Genomic DNA, 21,910 nt, shown 5'->3' with positions numbered 1-21,910 from the left:
TCGCAAACTTAGACCGTAGCCGAAAATTTCCCCTGCCGGGCAAAGAGTTTTATAATGAAACAATTAACCTGGAGGCTTTCGTGAAACGTACCCGTCTGGAAAAAAGCTGTTGCCCTATCGCCCGCTCCCTTGATGTTATCGGCGACTGGTGGTCGCTGCTGATCGTCCGCGATGCTCTGCGCGGGGTGCGCCGGTTTAGCGAATTCCAGAAAAACCTCGGTATTGCCAAAAACATGCTCGCCGGGCGGCTGAAAATGCTGGTGGATGAAGGCATCCTGCGCCTGCAGCCGGCCTCCGATGGCAGCGCCTGGCAGGAGTATGTCCTGACCGACAAGGGCCGTGCCCTGCAGACGGTGCTGGTCGCCCTCTCCCAGTGGGCAGACGACTATCTGTTCGAGCCCGACGAACCGGCGACCCGGCTCATTGACCGTCAGCAGCGCCAGCCCCTGCGTAAGCTGGTCCTGCAGGCGGCGGATGGCCGTGAGCTGGCCCCGGCAGACATCACCATCGCTATTCCGCTGAACGACTAAACGCTGCCCGCGGCAGGCAAAAATGAAAAAGTCCGGACAAAATTGTTGCATTATTAAACCTAATATCTCATGCTGAATTTGGTTTAATAATGCAACCTTTTACGAGGCAATTCTCATGACCCAACCATCGCACACTGCTTTTATCACTGGCGCGTCCTCAGGTATCGGCGCGATCTATGCCGAACGACTCGCCGCCCGCGGCTACAACCTGATCCTCGCCGCCCGTCGTGAAGACCGGCTGCTGGCGCTCGCCGACCAGCTGCAGGCGCGCTACGCCATCCAGGCCAGCATCCTCAAAGCCGATCTTAGCGAAGAGCACGGGATTGCCGCCGTAGAGCAGCGTCTGCAGCAGGATCCCGCCATCGACCTGTTCATTAACAACGCCGGCACCGCGAAAATGGCGGGTTTTCTCGCCAGTACGCCGCGGGAGCACCAGGCGATTCATACGCTCAATACCACGGCGCTGCTGCGCCTGAGCTATGCCGCGCTGGCCGCTTTCATCCCACGACGCCGGGGAACGCTCATTAATATTGCCTCCATCCTCGCGCTACATACGCTGCCAGGTAGCGCGGTCTACAGCGCCAGTAAAGCCTGGGTGTTGAGCTTCACCCGCGGTCTGCAGGATGAGTTTGCCGACAGCGGCGTGCGTATTCAGGCGGTATTGCCGGCGGCGACCGCCACCGATCTCTGGCCGACCTCCGGCGTGGCGTTGAACGCCCTGCCCACCGGCACGGTGATGACCACAGAGGATCTGGTGGACGCCGCTCTCAGGGGGCTGGAGATGGGGGAACAGGTCACCTTACCACCGGTTCATGACCTGGGACTGTGGGAGGCTTTTGAGCAGTCCAGACTGGCGCTGTTTACCAGCGCACGAACCGGACAGCCTGCGCCGCGGTATCGCTAAGCGGCACCTTGCGGCGGGCATTACTCCGGTAGCGGAACCGCCGTCAGGGTACAAATGGCCTCGTGCTCGCCGCCGCGGCGATCGGTGATCACCACCTTATCGCCCGCTTTTTTGCCTTCACACGGCTTGAGGACCTGCTCCACGATCTGCTCGCGGCTCGCCTGACGTTCACTTTCAGCCTGGCTGGCAAAGGCAGACAGCGCCAGCACCACGCCCAGCAGGCTGAGGGATTTCTTATACATGACTGACTCTCAGATCGTTCTTATTCGCGGTCAGCGTAACCCGCTGTACGCCGCACTTCTGTAAAATCACTTAACGGAGTGTTACATCCTTTCAGGTGAAACCCGGGCGGTCACATTCCTGCGGGAAATACTTTATCACAACCCCGCCGCCGGATATTCTCGCGATGAGGCGTCATCTTTCAGACATATCCCGATGTTATCTTCAAACAGAGCCCTGTATCTTTTTCCCTTTCTAAACAGAATATTAGGTTGGTCTATGTCGGGTCTTATTCTCTTTATCGTCGCGGTGGCGCTGCTGGGCGTCGCCATCTACAGCCTGGTGTCGTACCTCAAAGAGCGGCGCGCCAGTCAGTTACCTGTCCATAAAAAGAAGAAATAATACCTTCCGTTCCCCGCCGTTTTCTGCTGATTTCTTTACCGTCCTGTACTGTCCCTTACCGAACCAAAAACCAAGGCAGGCCTGTGGGCCTGCCTTCGCTCAAGCGCAGTATCAAACGTTTATGACTCCCAGGCCTGCTCCGCTTTGGTGGCATCGAACTGCGGCGGCGGTTTACGGAAGCGTCGGGTCAGGTAAGCCAGGTACAGCAGGCCAAGCGCCGCCCACACCAGACCAAGCGTTAGCGAGGTGGCCTCGAGGTTGATCCACAGCACGCCCACCGTCAACGCGCCGACCATCGGCAACAGCAGATAGTGCAGCCGATCCTTCCAGGTTTTGTTATACCCCTTGCGCCGCCAGAAGTGGTTGAACACCGACAGATTTACGAAAGTGAACGCCACCAGCGCGCCGAAGTTGATCAACGCCGTGGCGGTCACCAGGTCGAAGAACAGCGCCGACAGCGCGACAATACCCACCATAATCACGTTCAGCGCCGGGGTACGCCATTTCGGATGCACATAGCCAAAAATGCGCTCCGGGAAGACGTTGTCGCGGCCCATCACGTACAGCAGACGGGAGACGCTGGCATGCGAGGCCAGGCCCGATGCCAGGGTGTTAACAAAGGTGGTGCAGAGGAAAATCGACTGGAACAGCTTGCCGCCCACGTACAGCGCAATCTCCGGCAGCGCGGCATCTGGGTCTTTAAAGCGATGAATATCCGGGAAGAACAGCTGCATAAAGAACGACGCGACGATGAAAATAATGCCGCCGTACATCGCAGTAAGAAAAATCGCTTTCGGGATCACCCGTGCGGCGTCAGGGGTCTCTTCCGACAGCGTGGTCACCGCGTCGAAGCCGAGAAACGAGAAGCAGACAATCGTCGCGCCGGTAATAATCGGGATCAGATGCGCATTCTGGCTGATAAACGGCTGCAGCGACCAGACGGTCCCCACCCCCTCGCCTTTGTGCAGCCCCTGCACCACCAGAATGACAAACACCACCATGATCGAAATCTGCACGAGCACGAACAGGGTGTTGAAGTTGGCCACCAGGTTAACGCTTTTCAGGTTCGCGGCGGTCAGAATGGCGACAAAGGTGACCACCCACACCCATGGCGGCACCTCCGGGAACAGCGCCGAGAGATAGATCTTCGCCAGCAGGACGTTGATCATCGGCAGAAACAGATAATCGAGCAGCGACGACCAGCCGACCATAAAACCGACGTGCGGACTGATGGATTTTTGCGCGTAGGTATAGGCGGAACCGGCTTCCGGGAACTGACGCACCAGTTTGCCGTAGCTGATGGCGGTGAACAGCACCCCGGCCAGCGCCAACAGATAAGACGCCGGTACGTGGCCATTGCTGATGCCGGAGACGATGCCGAAGGTATCAAACACCGTCATCGGCGTCAGATAGGCCAGCCCCATCATCACCACTTGCCAGAGTTTGAGGGATTTACGCAGGCGTGGTCTGCCCGCCTGAGCGGCGTTATGCGCAGGAAGATTAATAGCCATCGCCCATTCCCCCCTTGCTGTTAACAGTTTGCGGACCCAACGTCCGCGTGACAAACCTGCTTAGCAAAGGGGTAAGGCATAGATAAAAGGGTAAGACGGACCGGTGAGCGGTAGCTGGCTGGCATTCCATGCGGCCTGAGCGGCCTCCCTCTCCCTGCGGATATTTGAACATCTGCATCATCTCATTTCCTCGTCACACACTGTGTCGTTAACTGAAGCCCCGTTGCCGCCTGCGCTCCTTAACGCGACATCCGGGAAATGGCTGGGCTCCCAGCAAAAAGGACGACCAGGCTCCGCTCAGGCCGTATGATGCTACTGATTACCAAACTCATGGGCCCCTCGCGGGGCGACCATCAGGCGTTTTTCAACATCCACTCAATTTCGGTTTCTGTGATAAGACGCTCAAACTGCAGTAATTCATCATGCTTACAGGCATGGAAAACGTGGCAGAAACGCTCACCGAGGCGCTCGCGCAGATGATCGTTCTGCATAAACTCCCACAGCGCATCGCTCTGGCGGATCGGGAACGGCAGGCCCTCTTGTTCCAGACCGTTACCTTCCACCTCTTCCTGCAAAGGCAGCTGGGGGTTATCCAGCCCGTGCAGAATGCCGGCAAAAATCGCCGCCATCACCAGATACGGGTTGGCGTCCGCCCCCGCCACGCGATACTCGACGCGGTGGTTCTGCCGCTCGCCGCACGGAATACGCAAGGCCACGGTGCGGTTGTTATGCCCCCACGAAGCCTGCGTCGGGACGTACATCCCCGGCTGGAAGCGGCGATACGAGTTCACGTTCGGCGCCAGCAGCGCCATCGAGGCCGGCATCAGATCGATCATCCCGGCCAGCGCGCGTTTGAGCAGCACAGAGTCTTCCCCGTCGCCGTCCACCAGCACGTTTTCCCCTTTATTGTTCAGCATGCTGATGTGGATGTGCATCCCGCTGCCCGCATGCTCTTCATAAGGCTTCGCCATAAAAGTGGCGTGCATCTTATGCTTCTCCGCCATTAAACGCACGAGACGTTTTAACGCCAGCGCATCATCGCAGGCATCCAGCACGTTATCGGTATGGTGAAGGTTGATTTCAAACTGGCCCGGCGAGGCTTCCGCCACCGCGCCGTCGGCGGGGATCAGCTGCAGTTTGGCCAGCTCGTCGATGTCATAAAGCACGTCGGCAAAGTGGTTCAGGTTATCGACGGAGTAGACCTGGCTTTGGGTGTTGCGATCGTCGGTGCCCGGCGCGCACGGCGGCTGGAGGTAGCCTTCGGCGTCGCGTTTGCGGTCCAGTAAATAGAACTCCAGCTCTACCGCTACCACGGGGAACAGCCCGCGCTGGCGCAACTGCTGCCAGAGGCGGTTGAGTACGTTCCGCGGCTCAACGTCAAAGGGAGCGCCATCTTCATCAACCATGGTCAGCTGTACCTGGGCTATCGATTGTGGGTCAGCCGCCGAAGGCGTTAAGGTGCCGGGTACCGGAATGCAGCTGCGATCCGGTTCGCCCATATCCTGACCCAGGCCGGCCTCTTCCACCACATTGCCAAGAATATCCATTGCAAACACCGAGGCCGGGAAATAACAGCCTTTCTCCAGTTTGCTCAGGCCGGCAACCGGAATGCGCTTGCCGCGGAAGCAGCCGTTCAGGTCGGTAAGGAGGACATCGACATACTGGGTATCGGGGTAGGTTTCGAGGTAGCGCTTCACTTCTTTCGCGAACGCGCTGACCCGTCTCTCTTCCGTCTGCTGAACAAAGTTCTCAACTTCTACGATATTGGTTTCCATGATTCACCGCCGTTGGTTGGGTTTCGGTCCTGTGCTCAGACCGTTAAATATAATGTCCACCCCATCGACTGTGTATGCAAATAAATTGTTTGTCAAATGTTAAATTAAGTTTGCAAAGGGCTATTTCCACTGCTAGATTGAGAAAATATTGAACGATATGGCCGTTAAACCCGCTATAGCGGTCATAATTTAGTCCACTTTGTGAGGGCGATCATGGAAAATATAATGTACAAGCCAGTTATTGGCGTCGTGATGTGTAGAAACAGGCTTAAGGGTCACCAGACCCAGACTCTGCAAGAAAAGTACCTGAATGCCATTGTTAACCACGGCGGACTGCCGATCGCCCTGCCGCATGCGCTGGCGGAGCCGGAGCTGCTGAACGCGTTAGTCGATAAACTGGACGGGATTTACCTGCCAGGCAGCCCCAGTAATGTGCAGCCGCACCTTTATGGTGAAAACGGCGATGAGCCTGACGCCGACCCCGGGCGTGATCTTCTGAGCATGGCGCTGATTAACGCCGCGCTCGAAAGGCGCATCCCCATTTTCGCCATCTGTCGTGGACTGCAGGAACTGGTTGTCGCCACCGGCGGGACTCTGTATCGTCGTCTGTTCGAGCAGCCTGAGCTCCTTGAACATCGTGAAGATCCTGAACTGCCCGTCGAGCAGCAGTATGCGCCGTCCCATCAGGTTGAGGTTCAGGAAGGAGGATTGCTGTCGCAATTGATACCGGGCTGCAACACGTTTTGGGTAAACTCGCTACATGGGCAAGGGGCAAAAACCCTGAGTCCGCAGCTGCGCGTGGAGGCGCGAGCGCCGGATGGACTGGTGGAAGCGGTCAGCGTGAACGATCATCCTTTCGCGTTGGGCGTACAGTGGCATCCTGAATGGAACAGTAGCGAATACGCCCTGTCGCGTATGTTGTTTGATGGTTTTATCACCGCCTGTCAGGGCCATCATGCTGAAAAGCGGCGGCGCTGACCACTACCGTTAAGGAAATGCAAATATGAGCGATGACGGACTGGCGCCAGGGAAACGTCTGTCAGAGATCCGCCAACAGCTGGGTCTCTCACAGCGTCGTGCCGCCGAACTGTCTGGGTTGACACATAGTGCCATCAGCACCATAGAGCAGGACAAAGTCAGTCCTGCCATCAGTACGCTGCAAAAGCTGCTGAAAGTCTATGGGCTGTCGCTCTCGGAATTCTTTTCTGAACCCGAAAAGCCGGACGAACCCCAGGTGGTCATTAATCAGGATGACCTGATTGAGATGGGAAGTCAGGGCGTTTCCATGAAGCTGGTTCATAACGGAAATCCGAACCGTACGCTGGCGATGATTTTTGAAACTTACCAGCCTGGAACCACGACCGGGGAGAGAATTAAGCATCAGGGTGAGGAGATAGGCACCATACTGGAAGGTGAGATCGTGCTGACCATTAACGGTCAGTCGTATCACCTGGTGGCTGGACAGAGCTATGCCATTAATACCGGCATCCCGCACAGCTTCAGCAACACCTCGGCAGGCATCTGCCGCATCATCAGTGCCCACACCCCCACCACATTCTGATTATTTAGCCTGAACGAGGTTCAGGCTTTCTTCAGGCCTGTCGCGGCGGAAAATCTATTTTCGTCGCGGTGAAGAAATCGTAGTAATTACGCCTGCGCCGTACGGAATATTATTTCCTGTTGGCCCCGAAATAATTAACGCCAGTGAATGGCGACTCGCTCCTGAATAATTCGGGTTGCAAACAACCTGTCGCCATTCAGGGGAATTAAACGGTATTCAACTCCGGGGATACGTTATGCCCTGCGCCCGGCGCAGTGCCCCCGTGCAGCCTGAAAACGCCGAACTGATTAATGTGCCGATAATGTTTTTAAGGAGTCATGATGAATTTTCAGCACCTGGCTTACTGGCAGGAAAAAGCGAAAAACCTGGCCATTGAAACGCGCTTATTTATTAACGGCGAATATTGCGCCGCGGCCGATAATACCACCTTTGAAACGATCGACCCTGCCGCGCAGCAGACATTAGCGCAGGTCGCCCGCGGTAAAAAAGCCGACGTCGAACGGGCGGTGAAGGCCGCGCGCCAGGCTTTTGATAATGGCGACTGGTCGCAGGCCTCCCCCGCACAGCGTAAAGCGATCCTCACTCGCTTTGCTGATCTGATGGAGGCCCATCGTGAAGAGCTGGCGCTGCTGGAAACGCTGGATACCGGCAAACCGATTCGCCACAGCCTGCGCGACGATATTCCCGGCGCCGCCCGCGCCATTCGCTGGTATGCCGAAGCGCTGGATAAAGTCTATGGCGAAGTGGCCCCCACCGGCAGCAACGAGCTGGCGATGATCGTTCGCGAACCAATTGGCGTGATCGCCGCGGTGGTGCCGTGGAACTTCCCGCTACTGCTGGCCTGCTGGAAACTCGGTCCGGCGCTGGCGGCGGGCAACAGCGTGATCCTCAAACCCTCAGAAAAATCGCCGCTCACCGCCCTGCGTCTGGCCGGGCTGGCGAAAGAGGCCGGCCTGCCGGACGGCGTGTTGAACGTGGTCAGCGGCTTTGGCCGCGAGGCCGGGCAGGCGCTGGCCCTGCATCCTGATGTTGAAGTCATTACCTTTACCGGCTCCACCCGCACCGGCAAGCAGCTGCTGAAAGACGCCGGCGACAGCAATATGAAGCGCGTGTGGCTGGAAGCGGGCGGCAAGAGCGCCAACATCGTCTTTGCCGACTGCCCGGATCTGCAACAAGCGGTCAGCGCCACCGCCGGCGGCATCTTCTATAACCAGGGCCAGGTGTGCATCGCCGGGACCCGTCTGCTGCTGGAGGAGAGCATCGCTGACGAGTTTCTGACATTGCTGAAAGCGCAGGCGCAACACTGGCAGCCGGGTAACCCGCTCGATCCGGACACCACCATGGGCATGTTGATTGATAACGCCCATGCCGACAACGTGCACAGTTTTATCCGCGGTGGCGAAGCCAAAAGCACGCTGTTCCTCGACGGACGGAAAAATCCGTGGCCTGCCGCCGTCGGCCCGACCATTTTCGTTGACGTCGACCCGGCATCGACCCTCAGCCGGGAAGAGATCTTCGGCCCGGTACTGGTGGTCACGCGCTTCAAAAGCGAAGAACAGGCGCTGCTGCTTGCCAATGACAGCGACTACGGTCTCGGCGCCGCCGTGTGGACCCGCGATCTGTCACGCGCCCACCGCATGAGCCGTCGCCTGAAGGCTGGCTCGGTCTTCGTCAACAACTATAACGATGGTGATATGACCGTTCCGTTCGGCGGCTACAAGCAGAGCGGCAACGGGCGCGATAAATCGCTGCACGCGCTGGAAAAATTCACCGAACTGAAAACCATCTGGATTGCCCTGGAGTCTTGATCATGACTGAACATACCACTAGCTACTACGCCGCCAGCGCCAATAAGTATGAACCGTTCCCGACGCTGGAGGGCTCCATCAACTGTGACGTCTGCGTTGTCGGCGGCGGCTACACCGGCCTCTCCTCAGCTCTGCATCTGGCCGAAATGGGCTACGACGTGGTGGTGCTGGAAGGGGCGCGCATCGGCTTCGGCGCCAGCGGCCGCAACGGCGGTCAGCTGGTCAACTCCTATAGCCGCGATATCGACGTCATTGAGAAGAACTACGGCCCGGATGCGGCCAAAATGCTCGGCAGCATGATGTTCGAAGGCGGCGATATTATTCGCGAGCGCATCCAGCGCTACCAGATCCAGTGCGATTACCGCCCGGGCGGCCTGTTCGTGGCGATGAACCATAAGCAGCTGGAAACCCTGGAAGAGCAGAAAGCCAACTGGGAACGCTACGGCAACACCCAACTGGAGCTGCTGGACAGAGAGGCCATTCGTCGTGAAGTGGACAGCGACCGCTACGTCGGCGCCCTGCTTGACCACAGCGGCGGCCATATTCACCCGCTGAACCTCGCCATCGGCGAAGCGGACGCCATTCGTCTGAACGGCGGCCGGGTGTATGAGCAGTCGCCGGTCACCCGCATCCAGCACAGCAGCCCGGCGGTGGTCAGCACCGCGCGCGGCCAGGTCACCGCGCGCTACGTGATCGTCGCCGGCAACGCCTATCTTGGCGATAAACTGGAGCCGGAGCTGGCGAAACGCAGCATGCCGTGTGGCACCCAGGTGGTCACTACCGCTCCGCTGTCGGAAGAGGTCGCCCGCTCGCTGATCCCGAAAAACTACTGTGTGGAAGATTGTAACTACCTGCTGGACTACTACCGTCTGACCGGCGACAACCGTCTGCTGTACGGCGGCGGCGTGGTCTACGGCGCGCGCGATCCGGACGACGTGGAGCGGCTGATTATGCCGAAGCTGCTGAAAACCTTCCCGCAGCTGCAGGGGGTGAAAATTGACTACCGCTGGACCGGCAACTTCCTGCTGACCCTGTCGCGGATGCCGCAGTTCGGCCGTCTCGATAACAATATTTACTACATGCAGGGCTACAGCGGCCACGGCGTGACCTGTACCCACCTTGCCGGACGCTTGATTTCAGAGCTGCTGCGCGGCGACGCCGAGCGGTTCGACGCCTTCGCCAAACTGCCGCACTACCCGTTCCCGGGCGGCCGCAGCCTGCGCATTCCTTTTACCGCCATGGGCGCCGCCTACTACAGCCTGCGCGACCGCCTTGGGGTTTAATCGCCTCTGCCGACGGCGCTGGCCGTCGGCTCATGCTGCGGATAGTGCTGCTGAAAGTAGTGGCGCAGAAACTCCACGGTGGTGCGAATTTTAGCCGACGTCGCCAACCGGGAGACATAGACTGCCCAGACGTTGGCAGGCTGAAAGAATTCCGGCAGCACATGCACCAGATGGCCGCTGGCGATATTCTCCCGGACGTCCCACCATGAACGTAACGCAATCCCCTGCCCGTCAAGACACCACTGATGCACAATTTCACCATGGTTGGACGACAGCGGCCCGGTCACCTTGATCGCATGCTGCCCCTCTTTGCTGTGCAACTGCCAGATGCCAAACGGATGATCGCGTTCTTTAATCACCAGGCAGGGTAAGGCGGCCAGATCGCTCAGCTGTTTCGGCGGTGGATGGCGGGCAAGGAATTGCGGCGAGGCGCAGAGCACGCGGTGGTTGGCCGCCAGCTGGCGGGCAATCAGATTCGGCGCGATATCATCGCCCACGCGAATATCGAGATCCACCCCTTCATTGACTAAATCCACCAGCCGGTCCTGGACATCGAAACGCAGTTCCAGCTGCGGGTACTGAAGGGCCAGCGCCGACAGCGCCTGGGCCACCACCCGGCGACCAAAGCCGAAGCTACTGATAATACGCAGCGTTCCCTGCGGCACCTGACGTACGTCGGAAAGCTCGTCCATCATCTCATCGACATCCTGCAAAATGCGCTGCGCCCATTCGTAGATCCGCTCCCCCTCCTCGGTAATGGTGACCCGGCGGGTAGTCCGGTGCAGCAACACCACATTCAGGGTTTGCTCCAGCAGCGAAACCCGCTTGCTGATGAACGCCGGTGATACGCCAAGCTCTTCGGCGGCGGCGGCGAACCCGGCCCGGCGAGCGACCAGCATAAAGACGCGTAAATCATTTAGCAGCGGCAGATTATTCATGATCTGTGTTTTATGTTTCACCAGTTAGCGTGATTAATTATGAACCAGTCAATTATAGGATAGGCAGGTGGTCAAACATCATCGCTAAAAAGTGAGAACCGGAATGAAAAAAACCTATCGTATTACCGCCATCCCGGGTGACGGAATTGGCAAAGAAGTTCTGCCTGAAGGGATTCGCGTGCTGCAAGCCGCCGCACAGCGTTGGGATCTGTCATTGAGCTTCGAGCAGATGGAGTGGGCAAGCTGCGAATATTATGCCCATCACGGCAAGATGATGCCGGACGACTGGCGCGAGCAGCTGCAGGGCTTCGATGCCATCTACTTCGGCGCCGTCGGCTGGCCGGATACCGTTCCCGACCACATTTCGCTGTGGGGGTCGCTGCTGAAGTTCCGCCGTGAGTTTGACCAATACGTCAACCTGCGTCCGGTGCGTCTGTTCCCCGGCGTCCCCTGCCCGCTGGCGGGTAAAAAGGCCGGCGATATCGATTTTTACGTGGTGCGCGAAAATACCGAAGGCGAATATTCCGCCCTCGGCGGGCGCGCCAATGAAGGCACCGAGCATGAAGTGGTGATTCAGGAGTCGGTCTTTACCCGCCGCGGCGTGGACCGGATCCTGCGCTACGCCTTCGAACTGGCGCAAAGCCGCCCACGCAAAACGCTGACTTCGGCGACCAAATCCAACGGTCTGGCGATCAGCATGCCCTACTGGGATGAGCGGGTGGAAGAGATGGCCAAAAACTATCCGGATATTCGCTGGGACAAGCAGCATATCGATATCCTGTGCGCCCGCTTCGTGCTGCAGCCGGAGCGTTTTGATGTGGTGGTCGGCTCCAACCTGTTCGGCGATATTCTCTCCGATCTCGGCCCGGCCTGTACCGGCACAATCGGTATTGCGCCGTCGGCCAATCTCAATCCGGAGCGCACCTTCCCGTCGCTGTTCGAGCCGGTTCACGGATCCGCGCCGGATATCTACGGTAAAAATATCGCCAACCCGATCGCCACCGTGTGGGCCGGGGCGATGATGCTCGATTTCCTCGGCAACGGCGATGAGCGCTATCACGCCGCGCACAACGGCATCCTGGCGGCGATTGAGCAGGTGATTGCCAGCGGGCCGAAAACCCCGGATATGAAAGGCAGCGCGTCAACGCAACAGGTCAGCGACGCCATCTGCAAGGCCATTTTGGCGTAATTACCCCGCCGCTCCCCGGCGGCGCGGCGCTTACCGGGGCTACAAAAGGCACGATAATGTAAAAACACGGCCCTCAGCCCGCATCCCTGCGGGCTGCCCCGGCCTGCAGGGAACGTCTCAGCGATGTTGAGGCCGCCAACACCGGCAGTTTCAGTAGCCATAGGGACAAGGTAGAGATCTTAAGCTCGCAATGGCACGGACCGTAGGTCGGGTAAGGCGTTAGCCGCCACCCGACAAAAAACGACACCGCGAGTAGCAAGCACGGGTAAGGCGCAGCCGCTACCCGGGAAAACCCGCGCGCCTGGTCCTCCAACTCCCCTCTCTTTTCGCTATGCAGAATCCCCCACGATTGACAAGTGGACCGCATCACAGCGGTGAACTTTATTAATTCCTGAAAGGACAGAACCTGCGCCAATTCACCTTTTATTATTTCCGTTCCGTGTTTTATTGCTTCACGAAACGGCCAATTGTTTAATTCATGTAACGAAGAAATAATCCGATTGTTAATAGCTTTTGCTACGAACCTTGACCCTACAGCGTGATAACAACGACAGGCTAAAGCCACCGACGGGCAATCATGCCCAGGAGATCACCCATGTTGAGCAACGTAAAGAAAAAAGATGTGCCGCTGATTGCCATCAGCCTGGCGGCCATTGTTTTCATCGCCGCTACATTAAGTCTCTTCCCGCAGCAAACCGCGCAGGCGGCTGATTCGATTTTTAACGGCGTGACCCGGCTGCTGGGTTCCACGGTACAGGTACTGGTGCTGCTGGCGCTGGGACTGGTGCTCTATCTGGCGACCAGCAAATACGGCAATATCCGTCTCGGCGAAGGTAAAGTCGAATACAGTACCCTCTCATGGCTGTTTATGTTTATCTGCGCCGGGCTCGGCTCCTCCACGCTGTACTGGGGCGTTGCCGAATGGGCTTATTACTACCAGACCCCGGGCCTGAACATTGCTCCGCAATCGCCGAAAGCGCTGGAATACAGCATCCCTTATTCTTTCTTCCACTGGGGGGTTAGCGCCTGGGCGACCTACACTCTCGCTTCGCTGATCATGGCCTATCACTTCCACGTGCGGAAAAATAAAGGCCTCAGCCTCTCCGGGATCATTTCAGCGATCACCGGAGTGAGTCCGCAGGGCTTCTGGGGCCGTCTGGTCGATCTGATGTTCCTGATCGCTACCGTCGGCGCGTTAACCATTTCGCTGGTGGTCACTGCCGCCACCTTCACCCGCGGCCTGTCAGCGCTGACCGGGTTGCCGGATAACTTCACCGTGCAGGCGTTTGTGATCCTGCTCTCCGGCGGTATTTTCTGCATGAGCTCGTGGATTGGCATCAACAACGGCCTGCAGCGCCTGAGCAAAATGGTCGGCTGGGGGGCGTTTCTGCTGCCGTTGGTGGTATTACTGGTTGGTCCGACCGAATTCATCACCAATAACATCATTAACGCCGTCGGCCTGACGACTCAGAACTTCCTGCAGATGAGCCTGTTTACCGATCCCCTCGGCGACGGCGCCTTTACCCGCAACTGGACCGTCTTCTACTGGCTGTGGTGGATCTCCTATACCCCGGGCGTGGCGATGTTCGTCACCCGCGTCTCCCGCGGGCGCAAAATCAAAGAGGTGATATGGGGACTGCTCCTTGGTAGCACCGCCGGCTGCTGGTTCTTCTTTGGGGTGATGGAAAGCTACGCCATGCACCAGTTCGTTAACGGCGTGATTAACGTACCGCAGGTGATGCAGACTCTTGGCGGCGAAACCGCCGTCCAGCAGGTCCTGATGTCGCTGCCGGCAGGTAAGCTGTTCCTCGCCGCCTATCTGTTCGTGATGATTGTTTTCCTCGCCTCGCACATGGATGCGGTGGCCTACACCATGGCGGCGACCAGCACCCGCAACCTGCGCGAAGGCGACGATCCGGATCGCGGCATGCGCCTGTTCTGGTGCGTGGTGATCACCCTCATCCCGCTATCGATTCTGTTTACCGGCGCTTCGCTTGAGACCATGAAAACCACCGTGGTGCTGACCGCCCTACCGTTCCTGGCCATTTTACTGATTAAAACCGGCGGCTTCGTGCGCTGGCTAAAACAGGACTACGCCCACGTGCCGGTCAATCAGATAGAAACCCATACGCCCGAGCCAATGATTAAAGCCGAGACGCTACCGGTTGGCACGGTACTCAAAGGCGACGGCCAGTCGCTGTAAAACCTCTTACTGACAATAATCACAAGGTGACCTTACATGAGCAATTTGAGCCCTGACTTTACTCTGCCGATTAACTTTTGCGCCAATCCGCAGGATGCCTGGACCATTCCGGCCCGTTTTTATACCGACAGCCAGGCGTTTGAGCACGAGAAAGAGCGCATCTTCGCCAATAGCTGGATTTGCGTCGCCCACGGCAGCGAGGTCGCCCGGCCGAACGACTACATCACCCGGGAGATCATTGGCGAAAATATCGTTATCGTCCGCGGCCGCGACAACATTCTGCGCGCTTTCTATAACGTCTGCCCGCACCGCGGCCACCAGCTGCTGAGCGGTGAAGGTAAAGCCAAAAACGTGATTACCTGCCCCTATCACGCCTGGGCCTTCAAGCTTGACGGCAATCTCGCCCACGCCCGCAACTGCGAAAACGTGGCGAATTTCGATAGCGAAAAGGCAACGCTGGTGCCGGTTCGCCTGGAAGAGTATGCCGGCTTTGTGTTTATCAATATGAACCCGCAAGCGGAGAGCGTGGAAACGCAGCTGCCGGGCCTGCAGGACAAAGTGCTGGAAGCCTGCCCGGACGTACATGATCTGAAACTGGCGGCGCGCTTTACCACTCTCACCCCGGCGAACTGGAAAAATATCGTCGATAACTATCTGGAATGTTACCACTGCGGCCCGGCGCACCCGGGCTTCTCGGATTCCGTACAGGTTGACCGTTACTGGCACACCATGCACGGCAAATGGACGCTGCAGTATGGCTTCGCCAAGCCGTCCGAGCAGTCGTTTAAATTCGAAGAAGGTACCGACGCCGCGTTCCACGGTTTCTGGCTGTGGCCGTGCACCATGTTCAACGTGACGCCGATCAAGGGCATGATGACCGTGATCTATGAATTCCCGGTGGATGAAGAGACCACTCTGCAGAATTACGACATCTATTTCACCAACGAAGAGCTGACTGACGATCAGAAAGCGCTGATTGAGTGGTATCGCGACGTGTTCCGCCCGGAAGATTTACGCCTGGTGGAAAGCGTGCAGAAGGGGCTGAAGTCCCGCGGCTATCGCGGCCAGGGGCGCATTATGGCGGATAACAGCGGCAGCGGGATCTCCGAGCACGGGATCGCCCATTTCCACAATCTGGTGGCCCAGGTGTTCCAGCCGTAATCATTGAAGGAGTTAGCCATGTCCGTGTTTCACTCAGATCTGTTTCGCCAGCAGGCGCTGATTGCCGGAAGCTGGCGCGACGCCGCCGACGGCACGACGCTTGCCGTCAGCAACCCTTCCACCGGCGCGACGCTCGGCCAGATCCCTAATATGGGTCGGGCGGAAGCGCAGCAGGCGGTGGATGCCGCCGCGGCCGCGCTGCCGGCCTGGCGCGCATTAACCGCCGCTCAGCGCGCCACGCAATTGAAAAACTGGCACCGCCTGATCCTCGAAAACAAAACCGCGCTGGCGCAGATCATGACCGCCGAGCAGGGCAAGCCGCTGGCGGAGGCCGAAGGCGAAATCGCCTATGCCGCCTCGTTTATCGAGTGGTTTGCCGAACAGGGCAAACGCACCAACGGCGAAATAATCCCCTCCCCTGGCGCGGATAAACGCCTGATGGTGATCCGCCAGGGCGTGGGCGTCTGCGCGGCGATCACCCCGTGGAACTTCCCGGCGGCGATGATCACCCGCAAGGCTGGCCCGGCGCTGGCCGCTGGCTGCACGATGGTGATTAAGCCGGCTAACGAAACGCCGTTTACCGCGCTGGCGATGGCGGAACTGGCGATTCAGGCCGGGATCCCGCAGGGCGTTATTAACGTCGTTACCGGCCAGTCGCGCGAAATTGGCGCGGTGTTCACCGGCGATGAGCGGGTGCGTAAACTCTCCTTTACCGGCTCGACCGAAGTTGGCCGCGTGCTGATGCGCCAGTGCGCGGAATCCATCAAAAAGCTCTCTTTAGAGCTCGGCGGTAACGCGCCGTTTATCGTCTTTGACGACGCCGATATCGATAAAGCGGTCGAGGGAGCGCTGATCGCCAAGTTCCGCAACGCCGGGCAAACCTGCGTCTGCGTTAACCGCTTCTATATTCATCGCGCCGTCTACGACCAATTCTGCGATAAGTTCGTGGCCCGCGTCGCCGCCCTGAAAGTTGGCGATGGCAGCGAGTCCGATGTACAGATTGGCCCGCTTATCAACGCCGACGCCGGGCGCAAAGTCCAGTCCCTGCTCGACGACGCCCTGACCCGCGGCGCAACGCTGTTAACCGGCGGTAAAGCGCACCCACTGGGCGGTAATTTCTTCACCCCTACGGTTATCGGCGACGTACAGCCGGGGTCACTGCTGCTGCAGGAAGAGATTTTCGGCCCGGTGGCCGCGCTGGTGAAATTTGACGATGAGCAGCAGGTCATCGAACAGGCAAATGACACTATCTACGGCCTCGCCTCCTATTTTTACAGCAGCGATGCCGCCCGTATCTGGCGCGTCTCCGAGCAGCTGGAATACGGGATGGTCGGCATCAATACCGGGCTGATTTCCAACGAAGTCGCGCCATTTGGCGGAGTGAAGCAGTCCGGCCTTGGCCGCGAAGGGTCGGAACACGGAATCGAAGATTACCTGGAGATGAAGTATCTCTGCCAGGGGTTGTAAATGTCCTCTCCCGGCGGCGGCGCTGGCCACGCCGGGATTTTTGATGGAGTTCAGCGATGTCTGATTATCAAATGTTTGAGGCGATCGTTCGCGATGTTGAACAGATCACCGCCCAGGTGAAGCGTTTTACGCTAGTGTCGCCGACCGGCGCCCCGCTGCCGGGATTCAGCGGCGGCAGCCATATTATCGTCCAGATGCAGGATGGCGAGCAGCGCTACAGCAATGCCTATTCGCTGATGAGCTCGCCGCTGGATACCACCAGTTGGCAGATTGCGGTGCGTCTTGAGTCGCCTTCCAAAGGCGGCTCGCGCTTTATGCACCAGCAGGTGCGCCCGGGCGATACCCTGACGGTGTCCACGCCCAACAACCTGTTCGCCATCGAACCACAGGCGCGAAAACATCTGCTGATCGCCGGCGGTATCGGCATCACGCCATTCTTGTCCCATATTCCGGAACTGGAACAACAGCAGGCCAACTGGCAGCTGCACTACTGTTTCCACGACGCCGACAATAATGCTTTCGTCGATGCGCTCAGCGCCGCGCCGTGGCGAGAGCGGGTCAATGTTCATGTATCAGCGCTCGGCAGCCGTCTCGACCTGCCGCGCCTGTTCGCCGACCTCGAGCCCGGAACCCACGTGTATACCTGCGGCCCGGCGGCGCTTAACGAGGCGGTGAAAGCCGCCGCCGAACGCCATCAGGTGCCCGCCAGTCAGCTGCACTTTGAGCAGTTTATCGTTGAGGATAAAGGCGGAGAGGCGTTTACCCTGGTGCTGGCGCGTTCCGGACGCGAATTTACCGTACCGCAGGACATGACCATTTTGCAGGTTATTGAGAATAACAAAGCGGCGAAGGTGGAATGCCTGTGCCGCGAAGGGGTGTGCGGCACCTGCGAAACGATGATTCTTGAAGGGGAAGCGGACCACCGCGATCAGTATTACAGCGAGGAAGAGAAAGCCAGCCAGCAGAGTATGCTGATCTGCTGCTCGCGCGCCAAAGGCGGCCGGTTAGTGCTGGATTTATAGCTCGCTCTCCGGCCAGCGCCGCTGGCCGGTGTGCAGATCACAGTTCCAGCTCGCGGCGCAGCAGGTCGGCAATATCCTCGCTGCTCTCCGCGGATACCAGAGATTGACGGAACTCCGCGTGCATAATGCGCCGCGCCAGCCGCGAGAAGATACGCATATGCTGATCGCCCGCCGAGTGCTTATTCAGCGTCAGCATAATCACAAACTGCGCCTCTTCATCGCCCCACACCACCGGCTGCGCCAGGCGGGCGACGCTGATGGTCGACTGCTCGATATGCTCGGATTTACTGTGCGGAATGGCGAAGCTAAAGCCCAGACCGGTGGAGAACACCGCCTCGCGGGCCCACAGGTCAGCCTCCAGCTTTCGCGGATAGCGGCAGCGTCCGGCCAGCAGCAGGTTATCCGTCATCCCTTTCAGCACCTCCTCCTTGCTGCGCCAGTCGCTATTGAGCGTAATGCACTCGGCGCTCACCAGCGGCACATCCTGCTGACGCATGCGGAACTGGGCCAGCAGATGCTCCACTTCCAGTGAGGTACGGCACTGCATGGCCTGATTCAGCAGCTGGCGGCAGGCGCGGCTATCCAGTTGCGCCAGGCGCGATTTGGTCGCCGGGATCGCCGGCGCGCTCATGCTCAATTCATCTAAACCGAGGCCTACCAGCAGCGGTAGCACCGATCCTTTGGCCCCCAGTTCGCCGCACAGACCGATCCATTTCCCCTGCCGATGCACCGCCTGTACCGCATAGTCCAGCGCGCGCAGGAAGGCGGGATTCAGGCTGTTATAATGGCGCGTCACTTTCGCATTATCACGATCGACCGCCAGCAGATACTGCGTTAAGTCGTTGCTGCCGATGCTAAAGAAATCCACCTCTTCACAACACTGATCGATGATAAACATCACCGACGGCACTTCCAGCATGATGCCGAGCGGGATCTTTTCATCAAACGGGATCTGCTCGGCGCGCAGCGACTGTTTGGCCTCCGCCAGTCGCTCTTTCACCCACAGGATCTCTTCCATTGATGAAATCATGGGGATCATAATCTTCAGCGAGCCGTGCGCCGAGGCGCGTAAAATCGCCCGTAGCTGAGTGTGAAACAGCGCCTGATACTCTTCATAGATGCGCACCGCGCGGTAGCCGAGGAACGGATTGTTTTCCGCAGGGATGTTGAGATAGGCCACCGGCTTATCACCGCCGATATCCATAGTCCGCACGATAATGCTGCGCCCGGCAGCGGGTTCCAGCGCCTGGCAGAAGATGTTGTAGAGCTCATCTTCCGACGGCGCGCTCGGGCGATCCATATACAGCATTTCAGTGCGGAACAACCCTACCGACTGCGCGCCCTGGTTGAATGCCGCCACCGCTTCCACCGAATGGGCGATATTGGCGGCGATCTCCACGCGGATACCGTCTTGCGTCTGCCCGGCTTTATCCAGCCATACCTGCTGCTGTTGCAGGATTTGCGCCTGTAGCCAGGCCTCCTGCTGATAGTAGCGCGCTACCGCCGGACTCGGATCCACCACCAGCAGCCCGGCGTTGCCGTCAATCTGCACCTGCGTATCCACCCACGGCAGCAGCGCGGCTAAATCCACGCCTACCAGAGTAGGGATATTGAATGAGCGTGCCAGAATCACGGTATGCGAGGTGGTGCCGCCGCTGCGCAGCAGCAGCCCTTTGAGATGCGTTTTATCCAGTTCCAGAAACTGGCTGGGGGTCAGCTCGTCGGCAAGACAAATGGCCGCTTCCCGCAACTCGCCCGGCGCCGGGAAACGGGCTTCGCCGTAGATATGCTGTAACAGCTGGAAGCAAACGTCGCGTACATCCAGTACCCGCTCCTGCAGATAGCTGTTGCCGGAGTCGCGGAACTGGGCGCAGAAGTGGTCGCCGGTGGCGACAATCGCCTGGGCGCAGCTCAACCCGGTGAGAATACCGCCAAGCAGGTGCTGGCGCAGCGAGGCATCCGTCGCCAGCGAACGGTGAGCTTCCAGGATCGCGCTGGCGGTGCCGTCATTGTCCAGCAGCCGCAGCTCGATATCTTTCACCAGCAGGCGCAGGCCATTATCCAGCGCCGCCTGCTCCTGTTCGGGACTGGCGGCGACGGGCAGTTCACCCAGCTCGTGCAGATCGCGTGATTTGAGATGAACCAGCGTCCCTCCCGCGCTGCCGGCGCACACCGGGTGGGCATGAAACAGCGTCGGGTTCAGCCGCGAAAGCGACTCTGGCACCGGCTGGAAATCCAGCGTTGGCGCAGCGGGCAGCGGCGCGTCACAGTGGGGAAATTCATCGCGCATAAAAGCCGTTAACGCGGCGAATGCTTCAGCTTCATCTTCGCCGCTGATAAGCAGCTGGCAGGCGTCGCCCTTCAGGGTATTGCTGCCGATAATCGCCAGCGCGCTCTTGGCATTTCCGCCGGTCTCGCGGCGCAAGTTCCGCCACTCAATCGCTGATGAAAAACGGTTACACAGCGTTTCGACCAGACTGGCCGGACGCGCATGCACGCCGTTGGGCAAATCACATGTAAATTCAATGACCAGAGCCATCGCCTTCCTCCAGAGCAATCCATTATTTCCTCAAAAGTAATAAAAGACGGCCCCAGGGGCTAGGTGATAAAACTGGCAATTACTGGACTATTGTACACACAATATTTTTTTATGCCCGCCATCACAATTCCACCCTGTTAGCGCTCATCTCTCCTGTCACTACTAAGATTTGAGGTGGATCGCAATTCTTTTCTCACCTTACAAATATCCAGTAAATGCACTTTTTCTCTACTGTTTAATACCCCGCCCTTTTTCTAATGTTGAGGCATCAATACTGTCACGGGCCCTACAGCGCTCAGGAGCAAGCAATGAACGAACTGGTGCAAATACTAAAAAATACCCGCCAGCATCTGATGACCGGCGTGTCACATATGATCCCCTTCGTGGTCTCCGGCGGGATCCTGCTGGCGGTCTCCGTCATGTTGTATGGCAAAGGCGCGGTACCCGATGCCGCCACCGACCCTAATCTGAAGAAACTTTTTGATATCGGCGTCGCCGGGCTGACGCTGATGGTGCCCTTTCTCGCCGCCTACATCGGCTACTCCATTTCTGACCGCGCCGCGCTGGCCCCCTGCGCCATCGGCGCCTGGGTGGGCAACAGCTTTGGCGCCGGTTTCTTCGGCGCGCTGATCGCCGGCATGATTGGCGGCCTGGTGGTCTATTACCTGAAAAAAATCCCCGTACATAAAGTTCTGCGCTCGGTGATGCCGATTTTCATCATTCCCATCGTCGGCACCTTTATCACCGCCGGGATCATGATGTGGGGGCTTGGCGAGCCGGTTGGCGCGCTGACCGCTAACCTGACCGGCTGGCTGCAGGGGATGCGAGAGGGCAGCATCGTGGTGCTGGCCATCATTATGGGTCTGATGCTGGCCTTTGATATGGGCGGCCCGGTGAACAAAGTGGCCTACGCCTTCATGCTGATTTGCGTTTCGCAGGGCGTCTACAGCGTGGTGGCTATCGCTGCCGTCGGTATCGCCGTACCGCCGCTGGGCATGGGGCTGGCGACGCTGATTGGCCGCAAATATTTCACCGCCGAAGAGCGGGAAACCGGCAAAGCCGCGCTGGTGATGGGCTGTGTCGGCGTGACCGAAGGGGCGATTCCCTTTGCCGCCGCGGATCCGCTGCGCGTCATTCCGGCCAATATGATTGGCGCCGCCAGCGGCTGCGTCACCGCCGCGCTGATGGGCGCCCAGTGTTACGCCGGCTGGGGCGGGCTCATCGTGCTGCCGGTGGTCCAGGGCAAGCTCGGGTTTGTTGCCGCGCTGCTGGTCGGCGCCTGCGTCAGCGCTGCCTGCGTCATCCTGCTGAAAGCCTTCGCCAAAAAGAAACCCACTGACGTCGCCGCTGACGATGAACTAGACCTTGATTTCGAAATTAACTAACAGACTGGAAGGA

General features: G+C 58.6%; 18 protein-coding genes. 13 read left to right on the top strand and 5 right to left on the bottom strand.

Annotation, left to right across the window (positions count from 1 at the left end; genetic code table 11):
* Positions 1 to 80 precede the first annotated feature (80 nt).
* Together A1WC_RS16920 and A1WC_RS16925 are read left to right on the top strand one after the other, a co-directional pair.
* Positions 81 to 530, top strand: a complete 450-nt coding sequence (locus A1WC_RS16920; protein ID WP_016160598.1) for a winged helix-turn-helix transcriptional regulator — start codon at positions 81 to 83, stop codon at positions 528 to 530.
* A gap of 115 nt (positions 531 to 645) precedes the next feature.
* On the top strand, positions 646 to 1,434 hold the full coding sequence (locus A1WC_RS16925) for an SDR family NAD(P)-dependent oxidoreductase (protein ID WP_008805931.1): 789 nt from the start codon (positions 646 to 648) through the stop codon (positions 1,432 to 1,434).
* Positions 1,435 to 1,454: 20 nt separating this feature from the next.
* On the opposite strand, the gene A1WC_RS16930 is transcribed toward A1WC_RS16925, so the two are convergent.
* Positions 1,455 to 1,676: a hypothetical protein gene (locus A1WC_RS16930; protein WP_008805930.1), complete on the bottom strand. Its 222-nt coding sequence runs from the start codon at positions 1,674 to 1,676 to the stop codon at positions 1,455 to 1,457.
* Positions 1,677 to 1,932: 256 nt separating this feature from the next.
* Here A1WC_RS16930 and A1WC_RS27155 point away from each other — a divergent pair, with 256 nt between their 5' ends.
* Complete coding sequence (locus A1WC_RS27155; RefSeq protein ID WP_002898600.1) at positions 1,933 to 2,055, top strand: small membrane protein; 123 nt, start codon at positions 1,933 to 1,935, stop codon at positions 2,053 to 2,055.
* A 119-nt stretch (positions 2,056 to 2,174) separates the two neighbouring features.
* On the opposite strand, the gene A1WC_RS16935 is transcribed toward A1WC_RS27155, so the two are convergent.
* On the bottom strand, positions 2,175 to 3,566 hold the full coding sequence (locus A1WC_RS16935) for an APC family permease (RefSeq protein ID WP_008805929.1): 1,392 nt from the start codon (positions 3,564 to 3,566) through the stop codon (positions 2,175 to 2,177).
* Between the two features lie 353 nt (positions 3,567 to 3,919).
* Positions 3,920 to 5,341, bottom strand: a complete 1,422-nt coding sequence (locus A1WC_RS16940) for a glutamine synthetase family protein (RefSeq protein ID WP_008805927.1) — start codon at positions 5,339 to 5,341, stop codon at positions 3,920 to 3,922.
* 225 nt (positions 5,342 to 5,566) lie between these two features.
* On the opposite strand from A1WC_RS16940, the gene puuD reads away from it, so the two are divergent.
* From puuD to A1WC_RS16960, 4 genes are all read left to right on the top strand, one after another.
* Positions 5,567 to 6,319 (top strand): gamma-glutamyl-gamma-aminobutyrate hydrolase, encoded by a 753-nt coding sequence (gene puuD, locus A1WC_RS16945; protein ID WP_162494428.1) that lies wholly within the window; start codon positions 5,567 to 5,569, stop codon positions 6,317 to 6,319.
* A gap of 25 nt (positions 6,320 to 6,344) precedes the next feature.
* Entirely contained in the window at positions 6,345 to 6,902 is a 558-nt protein-coding gene (gene puuR / locus A1WC_RS16950; protein ID WP_002898590.1) for an HTH-type transcriptional regulator PuuR, read from the top strand.
* A gap of 320 nt (positions 6,903 to 7,222) precedes the next feature.
* On the top strand, positions 7,223 to 8,710 hold the full coding sequence (gene puuC, locus A1WC_RS16955) for an aldehyde dehydrogenase PuuC (protein ID WP_016160597.1): 1,488 nt from the start codon (positions 7,223 to 7,225) through the stop codon (positions 8,708 to 8,710).
* A gap of 2 nt (positions 8,711 to 8,712) precedes the next feature.
* A complete protein-coding gene (locus tag A1WC_RS16960) occupies positions 8,713 to 9,993 on the top strand; it encodes an NAD(P)/FAD-dependent oxidoreductase (RefSeq protein WP_008805924.1) in 1,281 nt (426 codons plus the stop codon).
* Here A1WC_RS16960 and A1WC_RS16965 read toward each other — a convergent pair.
* Positions 9,990 to 10,952 carry a LysR substrate-binding domain-containing protein gene (locus tag A1WC_RS16965; protein ID WP_187079210.1) on the bottom strand — a complete coding sequence of 321 codons (963 nt, stop codon included), beginning with the start codon at positions 10,950 to 10,952 and terminating at the stop codon, positions 9,990 to 9,992. The genes A1WC_RS16960 and A1WC_RS16965 overlap by 4 nt on opposite strands.
* A gap of 82 nt (positions 10,953 to 11,034) precedes the next feature.
* On the opposite strand from A1WC_RS16965, the gene A1WC_RS16970 reads away from it, so the two are divergent.
* The 5 genes from A1WC_RS16970 to A1WC_RS16990 all read left to right on the top strand — a co-directional run bounded on the left by A1WC_RS16970 (position 11,035) and on the right by A1WC_RS16990 (position 17,973).
* Positions 11,035 to 12,120 carry a tartrate dehydrogenase gene (locus tag A1WC_RS16970; RefSeq protein WP_016160595.1) on the top strand — a complete coding sequence of 362 codons (1,086 nt, stop codon included), beginning with the start codon at positions 11,035 to 11,037 and terminating at the stop codon, positions 12,118 to 12,120.
* A 595-nt stretch (positions 12,121 to 12,715) separates the two neighbouring features.
* Positions 12,716 to 14,323, top strand: a complete 1,608-nt coding sequence (locus A1WC_RS16975; protein WP_004201469.1) for a BCCT family transporter — start codon at positions 12,716 to 12,718, stop codon at positions 14,321 to 14,323.
* Between the two features lie 36 nt (positions 14,324 to 14,359).
* Complete coding sequence (yeaW, locus tag A1WC_RS16980) at positions 14,360 to 15,484, top strand: carnitine monooxygenase, oxygenase subunit YeaW (RefSeq protein ID WP_008805921.1); 1,125 nt, start codon at positions 14,360 to 14,362, stop codon at positions 15,482 to 15,484.
* Between the two features lie 18 nt (positions 15,485 to 15,502).
* Complete coding sequence (locus A1WC_RS16985) at positions 15,503 to 16,951, top strand: NAD-dependent succinate-semialdehyde dehydrogenase (protein ID WP_016160594.1); 1,449 nt, start codon at positions 15,503 to 15,505, stop codon at positions 16,949 to 16,951.
* A 56-nt stretch (positions 16,952 to 17,007) separates the two neighbouring features.
* Positions 17,008 to 17,973: a PDR/VanB family oxidoreductase gene (locus A1WC_RS16990; protein ID WP_016160593.1), complete on the top strand. Its 966-nt coding sequence runs from the start codon at positions 17,008 to 17,010 to the stop codon at positions 17,971 to 17,973.
* 37 nt (positions 17,974 to 18,010) lie between these two features.
* Here A1WC_RS16990 and ptsP read toward each other — a convergent pair whose 3' ends face one another.
* The gene (gene ptsP, locus A1WC_RS16995) at positions 18,011 to 20,512 is read right to left on the bottom strand and encodes a phosphoenolpyruvate--protein phosphotransferase (RefSeq protein ID WP_016160592.1); all 2,502 of its coding nucleotides are present in this window, start codon (positions 20,510 to 20,512) and stop codon (positions 18,011 to 18,013) included.
* 308 nt (positions 20,513 to 20,820) lie between these two features.
* On the opposite strand from ptsP, the gene A1WC_RS17000 reads away from it, so the two are divergent.
* On the top strand, positions 20,821 to 21,897 hold the full coding sequence (locus A1WC_RS17000) for a PTS fructose transporter subunit EIIC (RefSeq protein ID WP_008805917.1): 1,077 nt from the start codon (positions 20,821 to 20,823) through the stop codon (positions 21,895 to 21,897).
* Positions 21,898 to 21,910: the final 13 nt, after the last annotated feature.

Origin of the sequence: Klebsiella sp. KTE92 (assembly GCF_000398905.1) — a bacterium.
GTDB lineage: Bacteria > Pseudomonadota > Gammaproteobacteria > Enterobacterales > Enterobacteriaceae > Klebsiella > Klebsiella variicola.
This window is presented reverse-complemented; position numbering and strand designations above follow the sequence as displayed.